The sequence below is a fragment of the Microbacterium sp. Beta genome (assembly GCF_005502545.1).
Taxonomy (GTDB): Bacteria; Actinomycetota; Actinomycetes; order Actinomycetales; family Microbacteriaceae; genus Microbacterium; species Microbacterium oxydans.
Map to the genome: position 1 here is coordinate 63,500 of NZ_SCOG01000010.1, position 23,266 is coordinate 86,765.

At 69.6% G+C, this 23,266-nt stretch carries 23 protein-coding genes; 8 read left to right on the top strand and 15 right to left on the bottom strand.

Annotated features, from left to right (window positions below; genetic code table 11):
- From FFS56_RS11785 to FFS56_RS11800, 4 genes are read left to right on the top strand one after another with little or no spacing between them, the layout of a single operon-like run.
- Entirely contained in the window at positions 1 to 780 is a 780-nt protein-coding gene (locus FFS56_RS11785) for an ABC transporter permease subunit (protein WP_046749066.1), read from the top strand.
- Positions 780 to 1,616 carry an ABC transporter permease gene (locus tag FFS56_RS11790; RefSeq protein ID WP_082108699.1) on the top strand — a complete coding sequence of 279 codons (837 nt, stop codon included), beginning with the start codon at positions 780 to 782 and terminating at the stop codon, positions 1,614 to 1,616. The genes FFS56_RS11785 and FFS56_RS11790 overlap by 1 nt, the downstream gene beginning before the upstream one ends.
- Positions 1,613 to 2,404, top strand: a complete 792-nt coding sequence (locus FFS56_RS11795) for an ABC transporter ATP-binding protein (protein ID WP_082108700.1) — start codon at positions 1,613 to 1,615, stop codon at positions 2,402 to 2,404. Before FFS56_RS11790 ends, FFS56_RS11795 begins: the two co-directional genes overlap by 4 nt.
- Positions 2,405 to 4,720 carry an arylsulfatase gene (locus FFS56_RS11800; RefSeq protein ID WP_127011928.1) on the top strand — a complete coding sequence of 772 codons (2,316 nt, stop codon included), beginning with the start codon at positions 2,405 to 2,407 and terminating at the stop codon, positions 4,718 to 4,720.
- Between the two features lie 72 nt (positions 4,721 to 4,792).
- Here the strand turns inward: FFS56_RS11800 and FFS56_RS11805 are convergent, their stop codons facing one another.
- Genes FFS56_RS11805 through FFS56_RS11825 form a run of 5 tightly spaced genes read right to left on the bottom strand, consistent with a single transcriptional unit; the run spans position 4,793 to position 9,545 of the window.
- The gene (locus FFS56_RS11805; RefSeq protein ID WP_227751372.1) at positions 4,793 to 5,164 is read right to left on the bottom strand and encodes a DUF202 domain-containing protein; all 372 of its coding nucleotides are present in this window, start codon (positions 5,162 to 5,164) and stop codon (positions 4,793 to 4,795) included.
- Positions 5,165 to 5,177: 13 nt separating this feature from the next.
- A complete protein-coding gene (locus tag FFS56_RS11810; protein WP_127011929.1) occupies positions 5,178 to 5,534 on the bottom strand; it encodes a DUF202 domain-containing protein in 357 nt (118 codons plus the stop codon).
- 37 nt (positions 5,535 to 5,571) lie between these two features.
- Positions 5,572 to 7,215 (bottom strand): amidohydrolase, encoded by a 1,644-nt coding sequence (locus tag FFS56_RS11815; protein ID WP_046748884.1) that lies wholly within the window; start codon positions 7,213 to 7,215, stop codon positions 5,572 to 5,574.
- 1 nt (position 7,216) lies between these two features.
- Entirely contained in the window at positions 7,217 to 8,056 is an 840-nt protein-coding gene (locus FFS56_RS11820; RefSeq protein ID WP_046748885.1) for a molybdenum cofactor biosynthesis F family protein, read from the bottom strand.
- Between the two features lie 34 nt (positions 8,057 to 8,090).
- On the bottom strand, positions 8,091 to 9,545 hold the full coding sequence (locus tag FFS56_RS11825; RefSeq protein WP_046748886.1) for an APC family permease: 1,455 nt from the start codon (positions 9,543 to 9,545) through the stop codon (positions 8,091 to 8,093).
- 117 nt (positions 9,546 to 9,662) lie between these two features.
- Between FFS56_RS11825 and FFS56_RS11830 the strand changes: the two genes are divergently transcribed.
- Positions 9,663 to 10,556, top strand: a complete 894-nt coding sequence (locus tag FFS56_RS11830) for an SDR family oxidoreductase (protein ID WP_233437390.1) — start codon at positions 9,663 to 9,665, stop codon at positions 10,554 to 10,556.
- A 65-nt stretch (positions 10,557 to 10,621) separates the two neighbouring features.
- Complete coding sequence (locus FFS56_RS11835; protein ID WP_046748887.1) at positions 10,622 to 11,437, top strand: SDR family oxidoreductase; 816 nt, start codon at positions 10,622 to 10,624, stop codon at positions 11,435 to 11,437.
- 15 nt (positions 11,438 to 11,452) lie between these two features.
- Here the strand turns inward: FFS56_RS11835 and FFS56_RS11840 are convergent, their stop codons facing one another.
- A complete protein-coding gene (locus FFS56_RS11840; RefSeq protein WP_127011930.1) occupies positions 11,453 to 12,010 on the bottom strand; it encodes a TetR/AcrR family transcriptional regulator in 558 nt (185 codons plus the stop codon).
- Positions 12,011 to 12,128: 118 nt separating this feature from the next.
- Here FFS56_RS11840 and FFS56_RS11845 point away from each other — a divergent pair, with 118 nt between their 5' ends.
- Positions 12,129 to 13,163, top strand: a complete 1,035-nt coding sequence (locus FFS56_RS11845) for an aldo/keto reductase (RefSeq protein WP_127011931.1) — start codon at positions 12,129 to 12,131, stop codon at positions 13,161 to 13,163.
- 26 nt (positions 13,164 to 13,189) lie between these two features.
- On the opposite strand, the gene FFS56_RS11850 is transcribed toward FFS56_RS11845, so the two are convergent.
- The 8 genes from FFS56_RS11850 to FFS56_RS11885 all read right to left on the bottom strand — a co-directional run bounded on the left by FFS56_RS11850 (position 13,190) and on the right by FFS56_RS11885 (position 20,910).
- On the bottom strand, positions 13,190 to 13,840 hold the full coding sequence (locus FFS56_RS11850; protein WP_046748890.1) for an HAD-IA family hydrolase: 651 nt from the start codon (positions 13,838 to 13,840) through the stop codon (positions 13,190 to 13,192).
- Positions 13,841 to 13,902: 62 nt separating this feature from the next.
- Positions 13,903 to 14,595: an ATP-binding cassette domain-containing protein gene (locus FFS56_RS11855; RefSeq protein ID WP_061017206.1), complete on the bottom strand. Its 693-nt coding sequence runs from the start codon at positions 14,593 to 14,595 to the stop codon at positions 13,903 to 13,905.
- Positions 14,592 to 16,364 (bottom strand): ATP-binding cassette domain-containing protein, encoded by a 1,773-nt coding sequence (locus FFS56_RS11860; RefSeq protein ID WP_046748892.1) that lies wholly within the window; start codon positions 16,362 to 16,364, stop codon positions 14,592 to 14,594. The genes FFS56_RS11855 and FFS56_RS11860 overlap by 4 nt, the downstream gene beginning before the upstream one ends.
- Positions 16,351 to 17,211: a branched-chain amino acid ABC transporter permease gene (locus FFS56_RS11865; RefSeq protein ID WP_046748893.1), complete on the bottom strand. Its 861-nt coding sequence runs from the start codon at positions 17,209 to 17,211 to the stop codon at positions 16,351 to 16,353. The genes FFS56_RS11860 and FFS56_RS11865 overlap by 14 nt, the downstream gene beginning before the upstream one ends.
- Before the next feature lie 79 nt (positions 17,212 to 17,290).
- Complete coding sequence (locus FFS56_RS11870; protein WP_127011932.1) at positions 17,291 to 18,463, bottom strand: ABC transporter substrate-binding protein; 1,173 nt, start codon at positions 18,461 to 18,463, stop codon at positions 17,291 to 17,293.
- A 73-nt stretch (positions 18,464 to 18,536) separates the two neighbouring features.
- Positions 18,537 to 18,926 (bottom strand): nuclear transport factor 2 family protein, encoded by a 390-nt coding sequence (locus FFS56_RS11875; RefSeq protein WP_127011933.1) that lies wholly within the window; start codon positions 18,924 to 18,926, stop codon positions 18,537 to 18,539.
- Between the two features lie 24 nt (positions 18,927 to 18,950).
- Positions 18,951 to 19,739 (bottom strand): MoaF C-terminal domain-containing protein, encoded by a 789-nt coding sequence (locus tag FFS56_RS11880; protein WP_046748896.1) that lies wholly within the window; start codon positions 19,737 to 19,739, stop codon positions 18,951 to 18,953.
- 220 nt (positions 19,740 to 19,959) lie between these two features.
- Positions 19,960 to 20,910, bottom strand: coding sequence for a helix-turn-helix domain-containing protein (locus FFS56_RS11885; RefSeq protein ID WP_137772060.1), 951 nt, complete (start codon positions 20,908 to 20,910; stop codon positions 19,960 to 19,962).
- Positions 20,911 to 21,025: 115 nt separating this feature from the next.
- Between FFS56_RS11885 and FFS56_RS11890 the strand changes: the two genes are divergently transcribed.
- Positions 21,026 to 22,147 carry a DUF998 domain-containing protein gene (locus FFS56_RS11890; protein ID WP_046748898.1) on the top strand — a complete coding sequence of 374 codons (1,122 nt, stop codon included), beginning with the start codon at positions 21,026 to 21,028 and terminating at the stop codon, positions 22,145 to 22,147.
- A 42-nt stretch (positions 22,148 to 22,189) separates the two neighbouring features.
- Here the strand turns inward: FFS56_RS11890 and FFS56_RS11895 are convergent, their stop codons facing one another.
- A complete protein-coding gene (locus FFS56_RS11895) occupies positions 22,190 to 23,176 on the bottom strand; it encodes a hypothetical protein (RefSeq protein ID WP_127011934.1) in 987 nt (328 codons plus the stop codon).
- Positions 23,177 to 23,266 lie beyond the last annotated feature (90 nt).

Genomic DNA, 23,266 nt, shown 5'->3' on the forward strand with positions numbered 1-23,266 from the left:
ATGAACCGCTCTTCTCTCCTCCCGCCGCTCATCGGAGCAGCCGGCGTCGTCTCGGCGCTCGCGCTCTGGGAATGGTCGGCGACCGCCGGGCCGCTCGCCGGGTCACCGCTGCCGGCAGCCACGGCCGCGATCGGCGAGGCGATCCGTCTGCTCGGAACCCCTGCGACGTGGACGGCCCTCGGTGACACGCTCACGATGGCCCTGGTCGGACTCGTCTTGGCGATCGTCGTCGGTGTCGCCCTCGGCGTCGCGATCGGCACGTCCCCGCTCGCGATGCACGCGACGCGGGTGCCGCTGGAGTTCCTGAAACCCATCCCGCCGATCGTGATCCTGCCCGTCGTCGTGCTGGTCATGGGGCCGACGGCGAGCATGGGCATCTTCCTGGTGTTCTTCGGCTGCTTCATCGCGATCGCCGTGCAGGCCTCGGCCGGCGTCTTCGACACCGATCCGGTCGCCAGGGCCACCGGACGCTCGTACGGCATGGGAAGAGCCGAGATCCTCGGCCGGATCGTGCTCCCGAGCGCGCTGCCCTACATCGGCACGGCCGTGCGGGTCGCCGCACCGACATCGCTCGTGGTCGCGGTGGTGGCCGGACTCCTCGGGGGAGGGCCGGGTCTCGGCCAGAGCCTGCTGCTGTCGCAGATCACCGGCAACCAGGCGCAGCTCTTCGCGTACGTGCTGATCCTCGGCGTGCTCGGCCTGTTGATTCAGGGACTCAGCCAGTGGGGCGAGCGCACGCTCCTGCACTGGCATCCGCAATACCGGAAGCAGGTCGTGTGATGACCCTCACCTCGTCGATCCAGACCCGAACCAGGCTCGCTCGACGACGCGGCCAGGACGGACTCCCGCGCGGCGTTCTGCTCGGTGCCGAGATCGCGGTGCCCGTCGCGCTGCTGGCGCTGTGGTGGTTCGCCTCGGCCGGGTCGACCAACGCGTTCTTCCCGCCGCTGCAGACGATCCTGCAACGGCTCTGGCAGCTCGCGCAGACGCCCGCCTTCCTGCTCGACATCGCCTCGTCCGTGGGCAACCTGGTGGTGTCCTTCCTACTGGCGACCGTGATCGGTGTGCTCGTGGGGCTGCTGCTGGGCCTCGTCCGTCCGCTGAGCTGGTTCGCCGAGCCGACCATCCACTTCTTCCGTGCGATCCCGCCGGTCGCGCTGGTGCCGATCTTCGTCTCGCTCATCGGTTTCGGCACCGAGACGCGCATCCTCTCCATCACCCTGGCCGCGGTGTTCCCCATCCTGATCTCGACGATCGACGGCGTCCGCGCCGGCGAGCCCACACTCGAGATGGTGAGCCGCGTGTACCGGCTGAGCGCCGGCGAGCGGCTGTTCTCCGTGATGCTCCCCGCTGCGAGTCCGCGCATCCTCTCCGGGATGCAGGTCAGTCTGATCACGGCGTTCGTCGTCATGATCGCGAGCGAGATGCTCGGCTCCTCGACGGGGCTCGGAGCGGCGACCCTGCTCGCGCAGCAGTCCTTCGCCATCCCGGACATGTGGGCCGGGATCCTCGTCCTCGGCGTCATCGGATACACCGCGACCGCCGTGTTCACCCTCTTCCGGCGCCGCGTGCTGCGCTGGTACATCGCCTCCCAGCAACAGGAGAAGAACGCATGACCACCACCACCGTCACCGCGCCGGTGCGCCTGAGCGTGCAGGGCCTCGCGAAGTCGTACGAGACGAAGGCGGGTCCTGTGCCCGTGATCGCCGACCTCACCTTCGACGTGCACGCCGGGGAGGTGTGCTGCATCGTCGGTCCCTCCGGCATCGGCAAGACCACCCTGTTGAAGTGCCTCACCGGGCTGCAGAGCATCACCGCCGGGAGCGCGGCCATCGACGGGACCCCCATCGACGGCCCTCCCGAGGAGATGGCGCTCGTGTTCCAGGAGTACACCCGGTCGCTGATGCCGTGGCTCACGGTCGAGAAGAACGTGCGCCTGCCGTTGAAGCATCTGCGCCTGCCCGCCGCGGAGCGCGAGGAGCGCATCGCCGCCGCCCTCTCCGCCGTCGGACTGTCCGGTGCGGAGTCCAAGTTCCCCTGGCAGCTGTCCGGCGGCATGCAGCAGCGCGTCGCGATCGCGCGGGCGATCGCCTACCGGCCGGAGGTGCTCGTGATGGACGAGCCCTTCGCCTCGGTCGACGCGCAGACGCGCTTCGAGCTGGAGGACCTGTGCCTGCGCATCCGCGAGCAGTTCGGGATGACGATCGTCGTCGTCACCCATGACATCGATGAGGCGGTCTACCTCTCCGACCGTGTGGTGGTGCTCGGCGAACGCCCCGCGAAGGTCACCGAGATCATCGAGATCGACTTCAGCGGTCCTCGTGATCAGCTCACGACACGAGCCCTCCCGGTGTTCGCCGAGCTGCGCACCCGCATCTTCGAGCTCATCCGGAAGGCGGGCTGAATGTCCGTGTCGTACGAAGCCCGTGGATACGAACGGTTCCAGGGCCGCGCCGAGGCGTTCACCTCGTCCTCCGAGCCCTGGTGGCCGGAGCCTCGCCGCGCGAGAGCGGGGGCTCCGAACGTGATCGTGATGCTGATCGACGATCTGGGCTTCAGCGACCTCGGGCCCTTCGGCAGCGAGATCGACACCCCGCGCATCGACGCGCTGGCCGCCGACGGCTGGGTCTTCACGAACTACCGCACCGCTCCGATGTGCTCCCCGGCCCGCGCCGCCCTGCTCACGGGCCTGAACCCCCACCGTGCGGGCTTCGGCTTCGTGGCGCACGTCGATCCCGGTTACCCGGGGTTCAGCTGCGAGCTGCCCGCCGACGCCCCGACCCTCGCCGAGTCGCTGCGGGCAGGGGGATACGCGACGTTCATGGTCGGCAAGTGGCACCTGACCCTGGAGTCGAGCCTGCACGACGGAGCCGACCGTCGCACGTGGCCGTTGCAGCGCGGCTTCGACAGGTACTTCGGCAGCATGGACGGCTTCACCTCGCTGCATCACCCGCACCGGCTCGTGCAGGACAACGCAGTGGTCGATCTGCATGAGTACCCCGACGGCTTCTTCCTGACGGACGAGCTCACGGACAGGGCGATCGGCATGATCGACGATCTGCGCGTGAACGACCCCGACAAGCCGTTCTTCCTCTATTACGCGCACACCTCGGTGCACGGCCCCATCCAGGCGAAGGACATCGACATCGCGAAGTACCGCGGTCGGTACGAGGCCGGGTGGAACCGGATGCGCGAGGATCGATTCGCTCGGCAGCGCGAACGGGGCATCGTGCCGGCGCATGCCGACCTGCCGGCGGACGCGATAGCCGACGGTGCGCAGATCCCCGCCTGGGACGACCTCGCCGAACAGGACCGGCGGCTGTTCGCGAGGCACATGGAGGTGTACGCGGCGGCCGTGGACGAGATCGACCAGAGCGTCGGTCGCCTGCTCGATCGACTCGAACGCAGCGGGGAGCGCGAGAACACCATCGTGGTGATCGCCAGCGACAACGGGGGGACGGCGGAGGGCGGTCCGACCGGCACGCGGAGCTACTTCGCGCAGTTCGGCAGCCACGGCGGCATGCCCGAGGACTGGGTCACCGACGTGCCGCGCGACGTGGACGACATCGGCGGGCCGCGCCTGTTCGGGCAGTACCCCACAGGGTGGGCGCGGGTGTCCAACACCCCGTTCCGCTCGTTCAAGGCCACCACCTACGAGGGGGGAGTGCACGCGCCTCTGCTCGTGTCCTGGCCCGATGCACCGATGCGCGGCGGGCTGCGCGACCAGTTCGTGTTCGTGTCCGACCTCGCGCCCACGCTGCTGGAACTCTGCGGGGTGCCTGCCCTGGCCGAACGCAACGGCGTGCCCGCGCTCGACATGGACGGCGGCAGCATCGTGGATGTGCTCGCGAACCCTCGCGCGGACGGGCGTGAGGTGCAGTACTTCGAGTGCGTGGGGCGGCGAGCGATCGTGGACGGCCGCTGGAAGGCGCTCTCGACCGTGACCCCCACACCGGACGAAGGACCGGCAGGCGGGCGCTGGGAACTGTACGACCTGGAGCTCGATCCCACGGAGACCGTCGACGTCGCGCATGCCCACCCGGAGGTCGTCGCCGCACTCGCAGATCGTTGGCATGCCGAGGCATGGCGAAACACAGTGTTCCCGCTGGACGACGAGGGTGCGCTGTTCCGGGTGCGACCCGACACCGAGGAGCCGTTGTCGGCACCGGTCGACCTGATCCCGTTCCGCCCGCCGCTGGAGAGATTCCGTGCGGCGAAGCTGACGGTGCTGCGCTCGTTCCGGATCGAGGTGGATCTCGAGGCCGGCCACGACGCCGCAGGGGTGATCGTGGCGCACGGCGACCAGGGCGGCGGCTACCTGCTCGCGCTCGACCGCGGCGCCCCGCTGCTCGTGTACAACGCGTACGGACGCATGCACCGCGCGCGAGGTTCCCTGCTCGGCGCCGGTCCGCATCGCCTCGTGGTGCGCATGGACGAACAGCCCGGTCTGCGCTGGAGCGCGAGCGTCGAGGTCGACGGGCGAGACGACGCCCGGATCGACGACGTGTCCATGCTGATCGGGATGTCGCCCTTCACGGGCATCAGCGTCGGCTACGACTTCGGTGGCCCCGTCGACTGGGAGCTGCACGAAGAGCACCGGTCGTATCCGTTCCGCGGCGGTTCGCTGCAGCGCGTGCGCTACGTGCCGGGTGCCCGTTCCGTGCACGACGCCACTGTGCTGCGCGCGGTGGGACGCGCCGTGCTGACGGTCGCCGACTGAGGTCGGCACCGGGTCCGGCTGGCACCGGGTCCGGTCGGCACCGACGTCTGAGGGGGCGTCGGTGCCGACCAGTCACATCGCGAGCTGTGCGACGACGACGAGGACCACCGCGATCACGCCGAAGCCGGTCCCGAACACGGTGAGCGCGAGCAGGAGCGAACCACCGGGAAGGGGCCCCGCCGCCGTCTCCGTGAGCACGGCGGTCGTGCGGCGCTGTCGTCGTCGTGCGGCGATCCAGAGCACGCATGCGGTGCCGACGCCGATCACGCCTGGTGCGATGCCCCAGGCCCCGAACACGGGCGGCAGGACGAGCGGGAAGACCCGCAGCGACAGCAGCGAGCCGATCGCGATCGCGAGGGCGGTGCGTCGCCAGGCGAGTTCGGTGCGCTCCGGTTGCAGTCCGGGGTCATACCGTCGTTGCGGTTCGATGGCACGTCGCATCATCCGCGCTGACCGATCAACGCCACAGCACGCCGGCGAGCACCAGCAGCCCGACCGTCACGACCACCGCCGCCAGCAGCACGGCGGACAGCGCGCCGGGCAGCGGCCGTGACTGCCGCATCGCGCGTTCCGCCCGCATCCACTCCCACCACGCGAGAGGCGCGACCACGGTACCGGTCACCATCAGCAGCAGCGAGGCCGCGAGGCGGAACCCCGGATGCAGATCCAGGCCGAGCACCTCGAGCGCGACGCCCCCGGCGATCAGCGCGAGAGCAGTCCTGGTCCACGCCAGGAACGTGCGCTCGTTGGCGAGCGAGAACCGCGGGTCGGGCTCTTCTCCGACGCCGTACACGGAGGAGGGGAAGCGTCGCATCGCCTCATCGTATCGGCGCGACCGCCGCATCCGCGGGTCAGTCCCCGTGCACACGGCGACCGGCGAACCACGTCGACTCGATCGAGGTGTGCACGATCTCGTCGGCGGGCCCGGCGATCGCATCGCGTGCCAGCACCACGAAGTCGGCCGATTTGCCGGGGGAGAGGGATCCGGTCTCGTTTCCGAGGCCCATCGCGGTCGCCGCGTTGATCGTGAAGACCTCCAGCGCCTCCTGCGCCGTGATCGCCTGTTCGGGCCAGAGACGTCCCGGTGCGCGGCCGAGCGGATCGGCTCTGGTCACCAGGCCCTGCAGACCCTCCAGCGTGTTCGGGGAATCGCTCACCGGCCAGTCGGATCCGCCGGCCACGAGCGCCCCGGCATCGAGGAGAGAGCGGTTGGGCTGCGAGTGCTCCGCCCGATCACCGAGCACGTCGGCCAGCGCCTGCGGGATCACCCCGGGGTACCAGATGAACGGGGAGATGTCGGCCGAGACGTTCAGCTCCGCCAGCCGAGGGATGTCGGACTCGGCGAGGAACTGCCCGTGCGCGATCTGCACGGGCGTGGTGAAGCCTGCTGCGCGCAGCTGCTCCGCGGCGTCGAGGACCAGTCGGGCGGAGCCGTCCCCCGTGCAGTGCACCTTGGCGCCGAGGCCACGCTCGGCCACGGCGCGCAGCCACCTCGTGAGCTCGTCGAGGGTCATGGTCGTCTCGCCGTGGAAGTGTGCGCCGTGCACCGGGTCGGCGGGGTACGGGTCGAGGAAGGCGGCGGTCCGGGCCGGCGGAACGCCGTCGAGGAAGATCTTGACGAAATCGGGCCGATGGTGCGGGGTGCGGAACTCCTCGCCCCGGTCGAGCAGGGGAGCGCCGATCGGGTCGAACCCGAAGATCTCGTCGTTGATCAGCAGCGATGACACGACCCAGGCGCGCAGGTCGTCCGCGCGGTCGAGGTCGGAGAGCGCGCGGAGGATGTCCACCGAGACCCCTGCATCCTGGAACGCCGTCACGCCGTAGGAGTTGAGGATCTCGACACCTCGTCGGGAGGCCGCGGCGTGCTGCTGCGGTGTGAGCCCGCCCGTGCGGTCGTACGCCTCCTGCACCGGGATCCCCGCGGCTTCGAGCAGGACGCCGGAGGGCGTGCCGTCGTCAGGGTCGAGAAGGGTCACCCCCGACTCGGGGGCGTGCTCCGCCGTGATGCCCGCGAGCTCCAGCGCCCGACTGCTCACCCAGCGGTTGTGGCGGGAATCCTCCATGAGCATCACCGGGCGCCCGCCGCTCGCCTCGTCCAGGCGGCGTCGGCTCGCGGTGTTCGCGAGGGAGGGCAGCAGGGTGGTCGCCACCGCGCCGCCGACGATCCAGGCGTCCTGCGGCAGCTCCGCGGCCTTCTCCCGCACGCGGTCGAGCACCTCATCGAGACTCAGCGACGGCGCGAGCGACAACTCGAACAGGTCCGTGCGCCCGGCGAGCGCGTGGTGGTTGTGCACATCGACGAAACCGGGGTACACGGCCGCGTCGCCGACCTCGAGCAGACGGGTCCTGCGGCCCCGGAGCGCTTCGATGTCCGAGCGCGCTCCGACCGCGGTGATCCTGCCGTCGCGCACGGCGAAGGCCTCGACCACCGGGTTCGCGCGGTCGGCCGTGCGGATCGCGGAACCGGTGACGATGAGGTCGGCGACGTCGGTCATGTCAGACGGCTCCGAAGGTCGCGGGCTCGAGCTCCGGCGCGTGCAGCGTCGTGGAGAGCAGTCGTCCGTGGGCGCCGAACGTGAAGTGCGTCGGCACCTCCCCGCTCTCGTCGAGGCCGAACAGCACGCCGTGCGAGCGGATCGCGTTCACGTCGCGGTGGTCGGCGATCGTCACGGATGCGCAGGGGATGACCTTCTCGCGCCAGGCGAACACGTAGATGCCGGGGCGGATCTGCCACACGCTGTTCTCATCCGTGTCGGCGAGGCCGCGTTCCGGTCCCGCGAGGCACTGCCACGAGTACCAGTGCGACGACAGGTAGACGTGTTCGTACGCGTGCTCTTCGCTGTACACCCACTCGACCCTGCGACCGATGAGGGTCCTCGTGGGAGCGGCCTCCTCGCCGCTCTGCTCGATGCCCTCGATCACCCCGGGGGCGAAATGGTGCTGCACGCGGGTGCGGCCCTGCTCCGGTGCCGGCAGGATCTCGGAGATCACGGCCAGAGCGCGGCCCTGTCGCAGGTCGAGGATGAGCGAGACGGCCTCGTGCGGCAGGTAGCGGTGGTGGAACTGCACGAAGTAGAGCTGTTCGTCGACCTCGAAGGCCTCGTAGTCGTCGGTGTCCGCCGCGGCCTCGGTGTCGTCCTCCGCTCCCGGCTGGTACTCCCACGAGACGGTCGAGTCGGCGAAGCGATGCACGATGCGGGTGCCGCGACCGTCGACGACGGTGACCTCGGTGCCGCTCAGCGCGGTCGAGTGCGGGGCCTTGTTGGCGTCGAAGCCGGGTGCCAGTCCCTCCAGGGGCAGCCAGGTCGAGGTGTCGGCGGGATTCAGAGTGGTCATGCGATCTCCTTCGATGGATGGTCTGGGGGAGGGGTCAGCGGTCGCTGAACTGCTCCAGGTCGGTGGCGAGGCCTTCGTAGACGGCCGGTCTGGCGCGCTTCAGGTAGGCCCCGTAGCCGATGCCGCCGATCAGGGCGACCACCAGCAGCAGCGGCATCAGCCGGATGGCGAGCTCCTCCGACCCGGCGACGATGTTGAAGTTCACGACGGCGAGGACGGAGATGGCCGCGATGCCGAGGAAGCCGATGCCGGGGGCGATGAACGTGCTCCACCAGCGCGGGTCCTGGCGGCGGCGGAAGTAGACGACGATCGAGATCGCGGCGAGTCCCTGCAGGATCAGCACGCTCAGGGTGCCGAAGCCGAGCATGGCGGGGACGAGCGTGACGATCGGGTCCGCTCCCGCGATGGCGAAGATCACCGCGACGACCGCGGCGAAGCCGGCCTGCACGATCCCGGCCAGCTGCGGCGCGCCGTTGGCACGCGTGCGGGCGAGGGCTTGCGGGAGGATCCTGGCCCGCCCCAGCGAGTACAGGTAGCGCGTCGCCGAGTTGTGGAAGGCGAGCATGGCGGCGAACAGGCTCACCAGGAGCAGGATCATCATCACGGTCGTGAGCGGGCCGCCCAGGTACTGCTGCGACAGCGAGAAGATGAGGTCGCCCGTTGGCAGGTGCTCGAGCGCGGTGGCCTGGGCCTGCGCCACACCGGTCGCGCTCACGACGGCCCAGGTGGTGACACCGAGGATCACGCCGATCGCGATGATCGAGGTGTAGGTCGCCCGCGGGATGGTGCGCAGCGGCTGCTTGGCCTCCTCGCTGAACAGCGCCGTCGCCTCGAAGCCGAGGAAGCCGGTCGCCGCCAGCAGCAGGCCGATGGGCAGCGACCCGGAGAACACGGCCTCGGGGCTGAACGCCGCCACGTCGTAGCCCGTCTGCACGAGCACGGAGATGTCGAACACCACGAGCATCAGCACCTCGAGCACGAGGCAGACCCCCAGGATCTTCGAGCTGAAGTCGACACCCACCCGGGCCAGCACGAAGCAGACGACGATGGACAGCAGGCCCCAGACGAGCCAGTGCACGTCGAGGCCGGTGAGGTCGCGGATGATCGTCTGCATGAAGAAGCCGCTGGTGCCGATCGTTCCGACGACGAAGAAGTTGTAGCCGAGGGTGGCGATCAGACCCGCGATGAGGCCACCGGTGCGACCGAGGCCCTTCACCACGAACGCGTAGAAGCCTCCGGCGTTCACGAGCTGCTTCGACATCTGGGCGTAGCCGATCGCGAACAGCAGCAGGATCGCCGCGACCAGGAAGAACGACATGGGCGTGCCACCGCCGTTGCCCAGCGCGATGGCGAGCGAGGCCACCACCACGATGCCCGTGAGCGGGGCGACGGCGGCGAGGACGAGGAAGACGATCCCGGCGACGCCGAGGGCTCCGGGTCGGAGGGAGGTGTGCGTATGCGTCGTGGACGCGGATGTCGGGTCTGCCACGTCGGCTCCTTTGCTGGGTGACGGCCGTGCGGACACGGCATCGACGACGAGGGGAATCGTCGATAGAGCGAGTCTGCTCGTGCTGTCGACGACGCGCTTGACCCTGAGGGAAAGACGATGGTGCCAGCGTGCACAGCCTCCTCCCGAACCTTCGAACGGCCGGGAACAGGGGAGCAGGATGACCGTGATGACATCGCCGTCCTCTCCCGCACCACCGGTGCAGGGACGGCCTGCGAGGGACAGGTGGATCTGCAGCTGCACGACAGGACGGCCCTGATCACGGGTGCCGGGAGCGGCATCGGGCGCGCCACGGCCCGCGCGCTCGCGCGGGAGGGGATGCGGGTGGCGTTGCTCGACCGCGACAGCGCCGCTCTGGAGGGCACCGCTGCGCTCGTGCGGGACGCTGTTCCGGAAGCGGCGGAGGCGGTTCTCGTCCTCGCCGACGTGACGGATGAAGAGCAGGTGCGCGCCGGCGTGCTCAGGGCGGTCGACGGTCTCGGCGGGGTGGATCACGTGGTGTGCTGCGCAGGCATCTCCGGCCCGGTCGGCTCGTCGATCGAGGACACCGACCTCGCTGCGTGGAACACCGTGCTCGCCGTCAACGTGACAGGGCCCTTCCTGGTGCTCAAGCACGCGCTCCCCGCGCTGCGGATCGCGGATCGGGGATCCATCGTCCTCCTCGCGAGCGACTCGGCCCTCGTCGCGTCACCAGGGATGGTCCCCTACTGCGCGTCGAAGGCCGCGGTCGTCCAGTTCGGCCGCGCGCTGTCCGTCGATCTCCTCGGCACCGGGATCCGCGTGAACTCGATCGCCCCGTCGATCGTCGACACACCGATGAGTCGCGGCGATCTGGGGGAGGCCGCTCTGGACGATCCCGGGTTCCCCGTGCAGACCGCGGACGAGGTGGCCGCCCACGTGGCCTACCTGCTGTCGTCTCACGCCGCGGCGGTGAACGGCACCACGCTGATCAGCGACTTCGGCTACACCGCCCGCTCGGGATTCCCCGCCTGATACGGACGCATCGGACCAGACCACCGCGCGCACGCGCATCGAGCGAACACCACACAGGAGAAGACATGGGAATCACGGTCGGATCGAGCGTCTCAGGGCGCGTCGTCGTCATCACCGGAGGCGGCACGGGCATCGGCGCGGCCATCGCCGAGCGCTACGCGGCAGAGGGGGCCCACGTCGTGGTGGTGGGTCGGCGAGCGGAGCCGCTGCACGAGGTGGAGCGGGCGGTGGGTGCGGTGCCCGTCATCGCGGATGCCGCGGACACCGCGTCGGCCCAGGCCGCTGTCGCCGAGGTGCTGGCGCGCTTCGGTCGCATCGATGTGCTCGTCGCGAATGCCGGCGGCCACGGGTTCTCCCCGGTCGGCGACACCGACGATGCGAGCTGGGAGGCGGCGATCCGCGCGAACCTCACGACGGCGTTCACGATGGCGCGCGAGGCCCTTCCTGCGCTGATCGAGGCGAAGGGGCAGATCGTGATCGTCTCCTCGCTCGCCGGTCTGTTCGCCGGCCCGTCGGTGGCCGGGTACACGGTGGGCAAGCATGCGCTGATCGGTCTGACCCGCACGTTGGCACGTGACTACGGCCGGCACGGCGTGCGGGTGAACGCGATCTGCCCCGGCTGGGTGCAGACGCCGATGGCCGACGACGAGATGGACGAGTTCGCCTCGCACGCGGGGCTCGGTTCCCGTGAGGAGGCGTATGCGACCGTCACGGCCGACGTGCCGCTGCGTCGCCCGGCGCGCCCCTCCGAGATCGCCTCGGTTGTGCGCTTCCTCGGGTCAGGGGAGTCGTCTTACGTCACCGGTGCCGTGATCGTCGCGGACGGCGGCTCGCACGTCGTCGACGTGCCGACCATCGCCTTCGACCACGCCGGGATGTGACCGACCGAGGGTGCGTCAGGGGCGGGTCCCGGCCGTTGCGCGGTAGCGGAGACCGTCCACGAGCAGCCCGACCAGGACCTGACTCTGCTCCTCCGACCCCGCGGAGTGGCAGAGGTTCGCTGCGGCGTACAGGAGTTGCGTCGCGTCGACGTCGCGGCGGATCGTCCCCGCCTCGGCTGCGGCGTCGAGAAGACGTTCGAGCGCTCCGCCGAGTTCGGCGGTGAAGTACGACGGCAGTGCCTCGAAGGCGGGATCTCCGGAGTGCAGCGCGGCAGCGAGCCCGCGCTTCGTGGCGACGAACTGCGTGAAGCGCTGCAGCCACAGGGCGAGCGCGTCATCCGGGGAGTGCGCGGCGGCGAGCTCGTCCGCGGCCGCCGCGGTGGCATCGACGGCATGCCGGAAGACGGCGACCACGAGGTCCGACCGCTGCGGGAAGCGGCGGTACAGGGTGCCCACTCCGACGCCTGCGCGCTCGGCGATCAGCCTCGCGGGCGCGTCGACCCCCTCCGTGGCGAAGACCTCGCGCGCGGCGTCGGTCAGTGCGTCGGCATTGCGGCGGGCGTCGGCGCGCATGGATCCTCCGGGGGTTGCATAAACGGAACACTGTTCCGCATGCTTCCGGAAAGGCGTTCCACTTCGGTCAACGATAGGGCACCGGACAGCAGAGCGCCATCGATGGAAGGAACACGACATGCACTACCGCACCCTCGGCAGGACCGGGATCCAGGTGAGCCCGTTCGCCCTCGGGGCCATGATGCTCGGCACGGACGGCAGCATCGGGAACGGCGACGAGCGGGACTCCATCCGCATCGTGCATCGAGCCATCGATGCGGGCATCAACATCATCGACACGGCCGACCGATACTCGCAGGGCGGCTCCGAAGAGCTCATCGGCAAGGCGCTCGCCGGCCGTCGCGACGACGTGGTCCTGGCCACGAAGTTCAACGGACCGATGGGCACCGACCCGAACAGGCGCGGCAACTCCCGCCGATGGATCATGCGCGCCGTCGAGGACTCGCTCCGTCGGCTGGGGACCGACTACATCGACCTGTACCAGGCGCACCGTCCTGACGACACCGTCGACCTCGAGGAGACGCTCTCCGCGCTGACCGATCTGGTCCGCACCGGCAAGGTGCGGGCGATCGGCAGCTCGGACTTCCCCGCCTCGATGCAGGTCGAGGCGCAGTGGACCTCCGAGCGTCGGGGCCTCGAGCGCTTCCGCACCGAGCAGCCGACCTACTCGATCCTGAACCGTGGCATCGAACGGGAAGTGCTGCCCGTCGCGCAGCGCTACGGCATGGGCGTCCTCGTCTGGAGTCCTCTCGCCGGCGGCATGCTGACCGGACGGTTCCGGAGGGGACAGCAGACCGATCTCGCTCGCGCGACCATGTTCCGGCACAACCAGGACGAGCGGCGGATCGACGCCGTGGAGCAGATCGTCGCGCTCTCCGAGGAGACCGGCATCCGGATGACCCACCTCGCGATGGCGTTCGCGATCGCGCATCCCGGTGTCACGAGCGCGCTGATCGGCCCGCGGTCGATGGAGCAGCTGGACGACCTGCTTGCGGGAGTGGACATCGCGCTCACGGACGAGGTGCTCGACCGGATCGACGCGATCGTCCCGCCCGGCACCGATGTCGGACGCCTCGATCAGCAGTACAACCCGCCCGCTGTGCTCGAGCCCGCGCTGCGACGGCGACCGGTGGCGCACCGCTCCGCTGCCTAGGCGACCAGGTGTGAGCTCCGGACCGCTCAGCCGATCCGGAGCTCGAAGCCGTCGTCGACGGCGGCGATCGACACCTGCGTGAGGTCGTCCACGTGCGCGGTCGGGGCGTGGGCGGCGGCGTGCGGGCCGACTCCGATCACTCGCATGCCCGCGGCGTGGGCGGCCTGGATCCCGGCGCCGGAGTCCTCGAACACGAGGCAGTCCGCGGGGTCGACGCCCAGCGTGCGCGCAGCGAGGAGGAAGCCCTCAGGGTCGGGCTTCGACGCGGACACGTTCTCGGCCGTCACGGCGAGGGCGGGCACGGTCAGCCCGGCCTGACGCATCCGCGCGGTCATCAAGGCGACGTTGGCGGAGGTCACGATCGCGTGGGCGAAGGGCTGCAGAGCATCGAGCAGACCGTCGGCGCCGGGGATCATGATGACGCCTTCCACGTCGGAAGCCTCGTTCGCGAGCATGACCTCGTTCTCGCGGAGGTTGATCGCGTGATCGCGCTCGGGCAGCATGATCGCCATGCTCTGGTGACCCTGACGTCCGTGCACCACACTCAGCACCGTCTCGGGGGCGATCCCGTGCGGCTCCGCCCAGGCCAGCCACAGCCGCTCCACCACGGCGGTCGAGTCGACGAGGGTGCCGTCCATGTCGAGGAGGGCAGCGCGGGCGTGGATGGTCTGGGTCATCCTCTCAGGCTAATCCCCACGTCCCGGTGATCGCCGACGGTCGCTCGACCCCCGACACGTGCTCAGCCGCCGAGGTAGGCCCGGTGCAGCAAAGCGGGGTCCTCCTGCAGTGCCTGCGCCGTGCCCTGGAACGAGACGCGCCCGCCGGCGACGACCACCGCTTCCTCGGCCAACCCGAGAGCGAGCTGGGTGAACTGCTCGACCAGCAGCACCCCGACCCCGGACTCGGCGATGGACTGCACGATCGGCATCAGCCTCAGGAAGACGACGGGGGCGAGGCCGAGCGACATCTCGTCGATCAGCAGGATGCGGGGTTTCGCGGCGAATGCCCTGGCCAGCACGACCATCTGCTGCTCCCCACCCGACAGCAGGGCGGTGGGGGCGTCGATGCGTTTCTCGAGTTCGGGGAACTGCGCCAGGACGGCGTCGAACTCCGAAGGGGTGCGCGCTGTGAGCGAGAGGTTCTCCCGCACGGTCAGCGACGGGAAGACGGCACGGCCCTGCTCGATGTGCACGATGCCGCGGCGCGCCCTCGTGACGCGGGAGAGCCGGTCGATGGGTTCGCCGTCCAGGGTGATCGTCCCCGCGGAGTGAGGGGTCACACCGGAGACGGATTCGATCAGACTCGTCTTCCCCGCACCGTTGGGGCCGACCAGGGCCAGCACCTCGCCGCCGGCGACCCGCAGCGAGACGTCGGAGATGACAGGTCCGGCTCCGCGACTCACCGTCACGGCGTCCAGCACGAGTTCGCTCATGTCAGCAGCTCCGTCTCTCCCATGTAGGCCTTCACCACGTCGGGGTTCGCGAGCACCTCGGCCTGCGGCCCGCTTGCCAGCACCCGACCGAAGTCGAGCACGGTCAGAGTGGGGCATACGGAGCGCACGAGGTCGAGGTCGTGCTCGATGATGATCAGCGCGACGCCGTAGCGCGCCGGCAGGTCTCGCAGACGTGCCGCGAGCGCCAGGTGCTCCTCGTGCGACAGGCCGGCAGCGGGTTCGTCGAGGATCAGCAGACGGGGTCGGGCGGCGACGTTCGCGGCGACCTCCACGAGCCTCCGGGTGCCGACGTCGACGCTCGACAGGCGCGCGCGGGAGGGAGGGCAGCCGAAGAACTCCAGCACCTCGTCGATGTCGGCCTTCGCGAGCCGGCGTCTGGCTACGAACCGCACGTAGGCGCCGACCGTGAGCGCGGGCGGGACCCGATCCTGCTGGAACGTGCGCCGCAGCCCCAATCTCGCGCGACGGGTGGGGGAGAGGCCGGCCAGGTCGCGGTCGCCGAGCAGCACACGTCCTCCGTGCTTCGGCAGGAAGCCGCTGATCGCGTCGACGAAGGTCGACTTCCCTGCGCCGTTGGGCCCGATCAGCCCCATGATCGATGCGGCCGGCACCTGGAACGACACATCGTCCAGTGCCTTGAGTGCGCCGAACTGCACGGTGAGACCCTCCACGGTGAGCACGGGCGCACCACGCAGGTCCGCATCGTCGACCGTGGCCGTTGTCGTCGTCGTGACGGCCGAGGCATCGGCTCCGGCATCGGCCGGCAGGGCGGTGAGCTGCGCGTTCGCGGTTCGCCGGTCCGCGCGGCGGTAGAGCAGGTTGCGGATGCCCTGGCCGAGGTTGGTCCCGCTGGTGAGAGCCTGCACGCCCAGCACGCCGAAGACGACGAAAGCCCAGTCCTGCGGCACACCCCAGCGCTTGAGCAGCTCGGGAACGAGCACCCAGAGCAGCCCGCCGAAGATCGCCATGTCGATCAGGTGGGCGCCGGACATGATCGCCAGCACGTAGAGCGCGAGGGACTGCAGCGGCGTGAAGCTCGACGCGAACGGCAGCTGCACCTGACCGGCCAGCAGCCCACCCGAGATGCCGCCGAGGGCCGCGGAGACGGCGAAGGCGGTCAGCTTGGCCGCCTGCACGCTCTGCCCCGAGGCGGCGGTTCCCCGTTCGGAGAATGCCACGGCCTTCCAGCTCGACCCCCAGCGGCCCCGCTGCAGGAAGAACACTCCGAGGGCGCAGACCGCGAGCACGACGATGGACAGGAAGAAGAACTCGCGGTCGTTCGAGAACATCTCCGGTCGTTCGATGGCCGTGCCGTCCGCCGAGCCGGGGAACTGGATCTGCACCAGCGTGACGTCGGCCGCTGCGGCGAAGCCGAGGGTCACGACCGCCAGGTTCACCCCCCGCAGCCGCAGGGCGGGAAGGCCGACCAGGATGCCGACGAGCCCCGCCGCGACACCGCCGAGGATCAGCCATAGGAGGAATCCTCCCGGCGCCTGCACAACGTTGAGCAGCGACACGATCCAGGCGCCGACGGCTGCGAACGTGAGCTGGCACAGGGCGATCATCCCTGCGGAGCCGGTCACGATGCCGAGGCCGAGGATGGCGATGGCGGCGGTGACCGCGCTGATGGCGAGGAAGACGAAATACCCGGGCAAGGCCGAGCTGAGGATCGCACCGACCCCGATGCCGACGAGGGCGACGGCGAACGGCCAGGTGACCCGGAACCAGGGGCGGTCAACGAGCGGCATCCCACACCTCCTTGCGCTGCGTCCAGAGCAGCAGGACGACGATGAACAGGAACGGGAGGAAGTTGCGCACCAGCGCGACCTCGTCGATCTGGGCGACGAGTCCGCCGAGCACGCCGAGGATGAGTCCGCCGGCGACGGCGAGGTCGAGACGGCGGAAGCCGCCGAGGAGCGCGGCCGCGGCGGCGGGCACGATGAGCATCGACAGGCTCGTCGCGTCGTTGGACTGCGACGGCGCCACGATGATGATCGCGATCGCGCTGATCACACCCGTGACGAACCACACCGCGATGGAGAGCGGCCGCGAGCGGATGCCGAGCAGCTCGGCCGTCGTGGGGCGCTCGGAGAGGGCGCGCAGCTGCGTTCCGACTCTGGTGCGACGCAGGACGATGCGCACGGCGATGGCCGTCACGATCGCCATCGCGACGGTTGCGACCGTGACCTGGCTGACGACGACGCCGCCGATCGTGAAAGCGGGCCCGGCGATGATCGGCGCGAACGGCTGCGGTTTGTTGCCGAACAGGATGAACGACATCGAGATCAGCAGCAGCAGCGGGCCGACGGTCATCGCCGAGCGGGTCGTGGTCGACGCTTCGGACAGCCACGTCGCAGCGATGAAGCCGATCGCCGCGGCCAGCAGCCCTGCCACGAGCACCCCGAGCACGGAACCGACCCAGATGGGCAGCCCCAGTTCGCGCACGAACCACACGGCTGTGAAGCCGCCGAACATGCCGGTCGCGGCCTGGGCGAAGTTCACGACCCGCACGAGCCGGGACATGAGCGTCAGGCATACGCCGAGAACCGCGTAGAGACCGCCGGCGGCGAGCCCCGCGATGGCACCTTGCAGCATGGGCGTCCTTTCTGTTCCGAGGGGGAGGGGGAAGGTGCCTGCCGCCGGTAATGCGCCCGGCGGCAGGCGGTCTGGTGGACTACTCGCCGATGCGGAGCCAGTCGTCGGCGACCTGCTCCCAGGCGTGGGTTCCGGACTTGAGGATGATCGGCCAGCCCGCGGTGTTCTGCGTGCCGAACGCGTAGGGCGTGCCGACCATCGGGTTCTCGATCGGCTCCATGTTCTTCAGCGCCTCGGAGACGCTCTCACGGATGATGTCGCCGTCGATGCCCTTGAGCACCTCGATGAAGTAGGTCGCCGCGAGGTAGCCGCCCTGACTGAACGACGTCAGCGGGATGTCGTTGTCCTCCATCAGGGTGCGCCAGTCGGCGTTGATCTCGCTGTCGTCCGTGAACGGGTAGAACTCGGCGGGAACGTAGATGCCGGCTCCCGCATCGTCCACGGCCTCGGCGAAATTCTCGCTGTAGACGCTCGTCAGGTACAGCCAGGTGACGTCGTCCCAGCCCTGGGCGTTCGCGGCCTTGACCTGACCGATCGCGTCCGGCTCGACGGGGTTGATCGCGAGGGCCTTGCAGCCGGCCTCGCGCGCCTTGACGATGTACGGGGTGTAGTCGGATGCGCCGTACGGGACGGTGTCGTCGACGTACTTCGGCTCCTTGCCGGTGATCTCCGACCACTTGTCGATGGCGGCCTGGTAGGTCGGCCGGGTGGAGCCGGCGATCTCCAGCAGGATGCAGATGTCGTCGAGCCCGAGCACCTCGGATCCGTACTGCAGCGTGAGGGTCATGTCGTTGAACGGGCCGACGTTCGCCGGCGAGATGTTCTCGCTGTCGAAGCAGCCGGTGTCGACGCCGATTCCCGGCATCGACAGGATGCTCTCCTGCTCGTAGTACTTGGCGTTGATCTCGCACTCGATCAGGCTCGCGGAGCCGACCAGCGCGACGGCGCCGTCGCTACCGACCAGTTCCCTGGCCGAGGCGGTCGCCGTGGCGGGGTCGCCCTTGTCATCGAGGGTCTTGTAGTCGATCTTGCGGCCGTCCAGTCCTCCGGCGTCGTTGAAGGCGTCGAAGACCGCGGCCGCCGCCTGGGAGGCCTCGGGGAAGGTGGCCGGCCCGCTGATGGTGTTGATGGACCCGACCACGATCGGGGCTCCGTCGCCCCCACCGGATCCGCCGTCTCCTCCGGCGCAGCCGGCCAGGGCGAGGGCTGCCACGGCGATGAGTGCCGCGGCGCCTGATGCGCGCTTGTTCATGTGGTTCCTGCCTCTCGTGTTCGGATCGTGCTGTGCGTGCCGTTCGTGTCGCGCAGTGATGGGGTGGCGTCGCTCAGTCGCGCAGTGCGCGGGACACGAGCTCGGTGTCGGTGAACTGCTCGAAGGCCACGACCTTGCCGTCCGCCAGGCGCCACACATGGGCCACCCGTGCGGCGAAGAAGCGGCCGGTGCGCCGATAGGTGCCGGAGTAGGTGCCGATGCCCACGACCGCATCGCCGGCGTCGAGGACCTCGTCGATGGCCACGGTGTAGTCGTCCCAGTCCTCCTGGATGCGCTGGAACACGTTGGCGGCCACCGCGTCGGGGCCGATGTAGGTTCCCGCGTACGGGAAGCCGGCGGCCTCGGTCCACTGCACATCGGGTGCGAACGGCGCGAGCATCCCGTCGAGGTCGCGGCGGTCGCTCGCCGCGTAGTGTTCGCGAATGATGTCGGCATTGCCCATGGTGTCTCCTGTTCTCGCTGTCGATCAGACGGGCTGCGCGTCGGGATAGGCGACCGAGCCGAGCGGGTAGATGTGCCCGCCGGCCCTGGAGTGCTCGGAGTCGCCATCGCCGTTCAGCCCGAGGAAGATCCCGGTCGTCATCAGCTGGTAGCCGAGGTCGTGCAGCCACACGCTCGCGACGGCGATGCGGAACTCGCGGAAGCAGAACAGGTACAGGCCGTCGGCGAACTTCCAGACGGTCGACAGGTCCATGTCGCCGTGACCGCGCTGCACGCCCTCGAGGCACTGCCACGCGTACCGCTGGCTCGACACGTACACGTGCTCGTACAGGTGGTACGGGCTGTAACGGTAGATGTTGCGCTTGCCGATCAGGTCGCGGCTGGGGCCGGGGACCTCGCCGGTGGCCGGTCCCGCATCCGTCGTGGCCGCCCAGAAGTCCTGTCCGACCTGCGGAGTGCCCTCGACGGCCTCGGAGGCGATGCGGGAGCGGATGACGGTCGCCCGATGCGTGGAGGAGGAGACCACGACCGTCAGGGCCTCGCGCTCCCGGCTCTCGAACGGGATGTTGATGAACACGACGTCCTCGCGCACACGGACGGCGTCATACGGGTCCGTGCCGCCGACCCCGAAGCCCTCCCAGGTGACGGTCTCCTCGTCGAAGCGCAGCGAGAGCGTGCCGCCGTCGTCGAGGGTCAGCGTCAAGGAGGTTCCGGCGAGCAGCGTGCTCGGCAGGCGGAAGGTGTCGATCCCGGCGGCGAACTCATCGTAGGTTCGCCATTCATCCAGTGCCGGGTCGGTCGTGATGTCGGTCATGCGGGTCCAGACGTCGCACACGGCAGGGCCTCTTCGCCCCGGGCACCGCGTCGTCGCGATGCGCTTGCCTCATGCTCGGTCCGACGCCCTCAGGGGCTCAAGGTCGCGAGGCCCATCGCGCGCCGAGAGTCAACCGGCGTGCCGTCCAGGGCAAGCGGTCGTGACGGCGATTCCGCGCGCATCGATCACCGGTCCCGCACGGTGAGTCCTCGGGTCGCGCTCAGTGTGCGGCGCGGTACTCGCTGGGGGAGATCCCGAATGCCGACTTGAATGCGCGGCTGAAGTGCGCCGCGTCGACGAAGCCCCAGCGGGCGGCGATCGCGGCCACGGGTCGGTCGGCGAGCATCGGGTCGAGCAGATCGCGGCGGCACTGTTCGAGACGGCGCGTGCGGATCCACGTCGACACGGTCACACCCTGCTCCTGGAACAGGCCGTGCAGGTGACGGGTCGAGATGAAGTGTGCCGAGGCGATCGATGCGGGACCGAGGTCGGTCGACGCGAGGTTCCGGTCGATGTGGGAGCGGATGCGCTGCACGAGCGCGCGATGCGGATCCGCCGAGACACCGTCGAGCCCGAGCTCGCGGGTGAAGACCGTGGAGACGAGGGCGCTGTGCGCGAGGCGTGCCCCGGTGGCACCGGCGAGCTGGTCGAGGTTCCCGGCGAGCTGGGTGAGGTACGGCACGACCATGCCGCCCAGACCCTCCTGCCCGGAGATGCGCACGGCGGTGAGCTGGCCGACCACGTCGGGGGGAAGGCTCAGGAGGTGCTTCGGGAACATGACGACCATCGTGGGGAACCCCTCGTCGAAGACGAGCGAGTACGGCCGATCGGTGTCGTACACCGCGAGATCCCCGGCCTGGAGCACGGCCTCCCGATCGTCCTGGATCAACAGGCCGGTGCCGGCGAGCATCAGGCTGAGCTTGAAGTAGGACCGGTCGCTCCTGGCGATCAGCTCCGGGGTGCGCTCGACGATGTGCGATGTGGCGCGCACTTCGGTCACGTGGACCTCGTCGACGGACGCACCACGGATGACGCCGCGGAAGTGGTCGGGCCCTGCCGTGGAGACCTGCAGCGGGACGAAGGACTCGGAGACGGCGGCTCTGAAATCACTGATGTTGCGCGCGACGAGAGTCGATACCGATTCGGCGGGGGCAGCGGGTGCACCGTTCATGACTGATCACCTCGGGTGGTGGAACGACGACGTTGTATACGATCCGTTCCGTGATGGTACCACCGGCCGCGCCGGATCTGCGCTCCTTCTATGATGTGGACCGGGAAGGACGAGGATGAACGCGCTGGCGAGCAGAGTCGTGCAGGTGCTGAGACAGGTGCGCGGCCCGGAGACGTCCGCCGCGGTCTTCGAGGCGACGGCACTCATCGTCGGTGCCGGCTTCTTCGTCGCGGGGTTCGCGATCGGCCTGCCGGTGTTCTGGGGTCATGACCTGGCGATCAGCGGCAGCGGGTCGATCGGCGTCTTCGCCGCATGCGGCGGGGCCATCACCGCGGTGATCGCGTTCACGCTCGGCCGGTTCGCGGTGCGACCGGAACGGCCCGACCCGCAGGCGGTCCGCGACGGCTTCAGCGTGCCGGGTGATCGGCTGCGCTGGTACGACCTCACCGCCATCGCGTTCGCCCACGCGGCGATCGCCTGCCTCGGCTGGCTCGGCATCGCCGAACTCCTCGAGCGGAGCTTCACGGACGCCCCGGTGTTCCCGCTCCCCGGAGCGATCCTGGTGGCCGTGGCCTTCGCCCTGACCGGATACGTCTGCTTCCTCAGCGCGGTCGCTCTCAACCCCATGGTGCTCTCGCTGGTGCTCGCCGTGTTCCTCGTGGTCGGAGCGTTCGCCAGCATGCTCGCCTCGAGCGATGTGCACTGGTGGCGTGACAACCTCTCCGCGCTCGGGATGAGCACCAACAGCGCGTCCGTCGCCTTCAACGTGACGCTGGTCATCGCCGGGATCATGGTCACGACCATCTCCCGGTACGCCACAGCCGGCCTGCCGGCCGAGACCCCTGAGGAGCGTCGCGGCCGGTTCATGGTGCGCGGCGGGCTCATCCTGATGGGGATCTTCCTCGCGTGCGTCGGGCTCTTCCCCGTCGACGAGTTCTTCCTCCTGCACAACACGGTCGCGACGGGCATGACGGTCGTCTTCGGGATCATCGTCGTCGGGCTGCCGTGGTTCCTGCCGAGCATCCCGCGCGTGTTCGTGGCGTTCGGCTGGATCTACGTTCTGGTGATCATCCTGCTCGCCGCCTTCTTCGCGGTCGGCTACTACAACCTCACCGCGGTCGAGCTGATCGCCGCGGTGCTGATCTTCAGTTGGATCATCGTCTTCCTGCGCACGGCCGGGTCGGTCTCAGCGCCCACTCCCGATGCGCGGGCCGACCGGTCCCCGGTCGACGCCTAGTCCCGGATCGGCTCGACGCCTCGTCCCGGATCGGGTCGACTCCTAGTCCCAGATCGGGTCGTCGGGGTCGGGGGAATCCGTGCCGTCCGCGTCGGTCATGATGCGGGCTCCGTCGATCCATGCGGTCAGGGACGCGTCGTGCAGCATGTGCGGTCGCGGTGCGCCGAGGAGGTCGGGGTCCATCACGACGCTCAGCGGCTCATCGCTCGCGAACACGACGACGTTGCCGAGAGGCCCCTCATCATCTTCCGGCTCGGCGTCCAGGACGACGGCGACATTCTGGAACACCGACCGCAGCGTCGCCGCCTGTCGCCGCGAATACTCGAACGGATGCCCGTCGAGGAGGTTCACCGCCACGACGGCGCCTGCTGCGGAGCGGGCGGCGACCCGACGATAGAATTCCTGGCTGGCCACACGGTGTCGGATGACCGCGGCGTCCCACAGGTCGACGACGGTGAAGCGTGCATCCACCCAATCGGTGTCGACGGCACTGCCACCCGTCGTCGGGGCGCCGAGCCCCGGGGAAGGGGATTCCGGCACCGCCGATCGGTCCGTGTCAGGGTGATCCGCGTCGAGGTGATCTGTGTCGGGGTGATCTGTGTCGGGGTGATCGGTGTGGGGGAGTTCCGCGTCCGCGACGGCCCGCGCGTCCCCGAAGACGACGCGCAGATCAGCGCCGGGCGGGAGGGGCAGCGCGGCGATCACCGCGGCATAGAGCGCGGGTTCGAACTCGACCACGAGCTGCGGGGATCCGGGGCGCGTGGCCTCGACATAGCGTGCCAGCGTGAGCGCTCCGGCTCCCAGGTGCACGGTGAACAGCGGTGCACCGGGCTCAGCCGCGGCATCGATCGCTCTCGCGATGTGCTGCGTGTACGCGTACTCGAGTGTGGTCGGGTCGGTCATCGAGACCACCGACTGCGCGATCCCGTCGACACTGAGCTCGTAGTGCCCTGGGCGCCTTCTCGACTCCATCAGCTTCGCCCTGCGGTTGTCGAGCATGAGCGAGAACACCCGGCGATTCCTTGGCACCCGTCGATTTTAGATCGGGCGGAGCCGAACGACGATCCGGCCACCCGCCGCGGTCCGACGGCGGCGGTCGTCCTGGCGTCACCGGGCGCG

Bases quoted from the DNA above. Each gene is read 5' to 3' on its own strand.
- FFS56_RS11855 (WP_061017206.1), bottom strand. From the start codon at position 14,595: ATGAGCGAACTCGTGCTGGACGCCGTGACGGTGAGTCGCGGAGCCGGA.
- FFS56_RS11885 (WP_137772060.1), bottom strand. From the start codon at position 20,910: ATGAACGGTGCACCCGCTGCCCCCGCCGAATCGGTATCGACTCTCGTC.
- FFS56_RS11785 (WP_046749066.1), top strand. From the start codon at position 1: ATGAACCGCTCTTCTCTCCTCCCGCCGCTCATCGGAGCAGCCGGCGTC.
- FFS56_RS11805 (WP_227751372.1), bottom strand. From the start codon at position 5,164: ATGATGCGACGTGCCATCGAACCGCAACGACGGTATGACCCCGGACTG.
- FFS56_RS11820 (WP_046748885.1), bottom strand. From the start codon at position 8,056: ATGACCACTCTGAATCCCGCCGACACCTCGACCTGGCTGCCCCTGGAG.
- FFS56_RS11795 (WP_082108700.1), top strand. From the start codon at position 1,613: ATGACCACCACCACCGTCACCGCGCCGGTGCGCCTGAGCGTGCAGGGC.
- FFS56_RS11815 (WP_046748884.1), bottom strand. From the start codon at position 7,215: ATGACCGACGTCGCCGACCTCATCGTCACCGGTTCCGCGATCCGCACG.
- FFS56_RS11880 (WP_046748896.1), bottom strand. From the start codon at position 19,739: ATGACCGACATCACGACCGACCCGGCACTGGATGAATGGCGAACCTAC.
- FFS56_RS11840 (WP_127011930.1), bottom strand. From the start codon at position 12,010: ATGCGCGCCGACGCCCGCCGCAATGCCGACGCACTGACCGACGCCGCG.
- FFS56_RS11845 (WP_127011931.1), top strand. From the start codon at position 12,129: ATGCACTACCGCACCCTCGGCAGGACCGGGATCCAGGTGAGCCCGTTC.
- FFS56_RS11875 (WP_127011933.1), bottom strand. From the start codon at position 18,926: ATGGGCAATGCCGACATCATTCGCGAACACTACGCGGCGAGCGACCGC.
- FFS56_RS11835 (WP_046748887.1), top strand. From the start codon at position 10,622: ATGGGAATCACGGTCGGATCGAGCGTCTCAGGGCGCGTCGTCGTCATC.
- FFS56_RS11870 (WP_127011932.1), bottom strand. From the start codon at position 18,463: ATGAACAAGCGCGCATCAGGCGCCGCGGCACTCATCGCCGTGGCAGCC.
- FFS56_RS11800 (WP_127011928.1), top strand. From the start codon at position 2,405: ATGTCCGTGTCGTACGAAGCCCGTGGATACGAACGGTTCCAGGGCCGC.
- FFS56_RS11860 (WP_046748892.1), bottom strand. From the start codon at position 16,364: ATGCCGCTCGTTGACCGCCCCTGGTTCCGGGTCACCTGGCCGTTCGCC.
- FFS56_RS11850 (WP_046748890.1), bottom strand. From the start codon at position 13,840: ATGACCCAGACCATCCACGCCCGCGCTGCCCTCCTCGACATGGACGGC.
- FFS56_RS11865 (WP_046748893.1), bottom strand. From the start codon at position 17,211: ATGCTGCAAGGTGCCATCGCGGGGCTCGCCGCCGGCGGTCTCTACGCG.
- FFS56_RS11810 (WP_127011929.1), bottom strand. From the start codon at position 5,534: ATGCGACGCTTCCCCTCCTCCGTGTACGGCGTCGGAGAAGAGCCCGAC.
- FFS56_RS11890 (WP_046748898.1), top strand. From the start codon at position 21,026: ATGAACGCGCTGGCGAGCAGAGTCGTGCAGGTGCTGAGACAGGTGCGC.
- FFS56_RS11790 (WP_082108699.1), top strand. From the start codon at position 780: ATGACCCTCACCTCGTCGATCCAGACCCGAACCAGGCTCGCTCGACGA.
- FFS56_RS11830 (WP_233437390.1), top strand. From the start codon at position 9,663: ATGGTGCCAGCGTGCACAGCCTCCTCCCGAACCTTCGAACGGCCGGGA.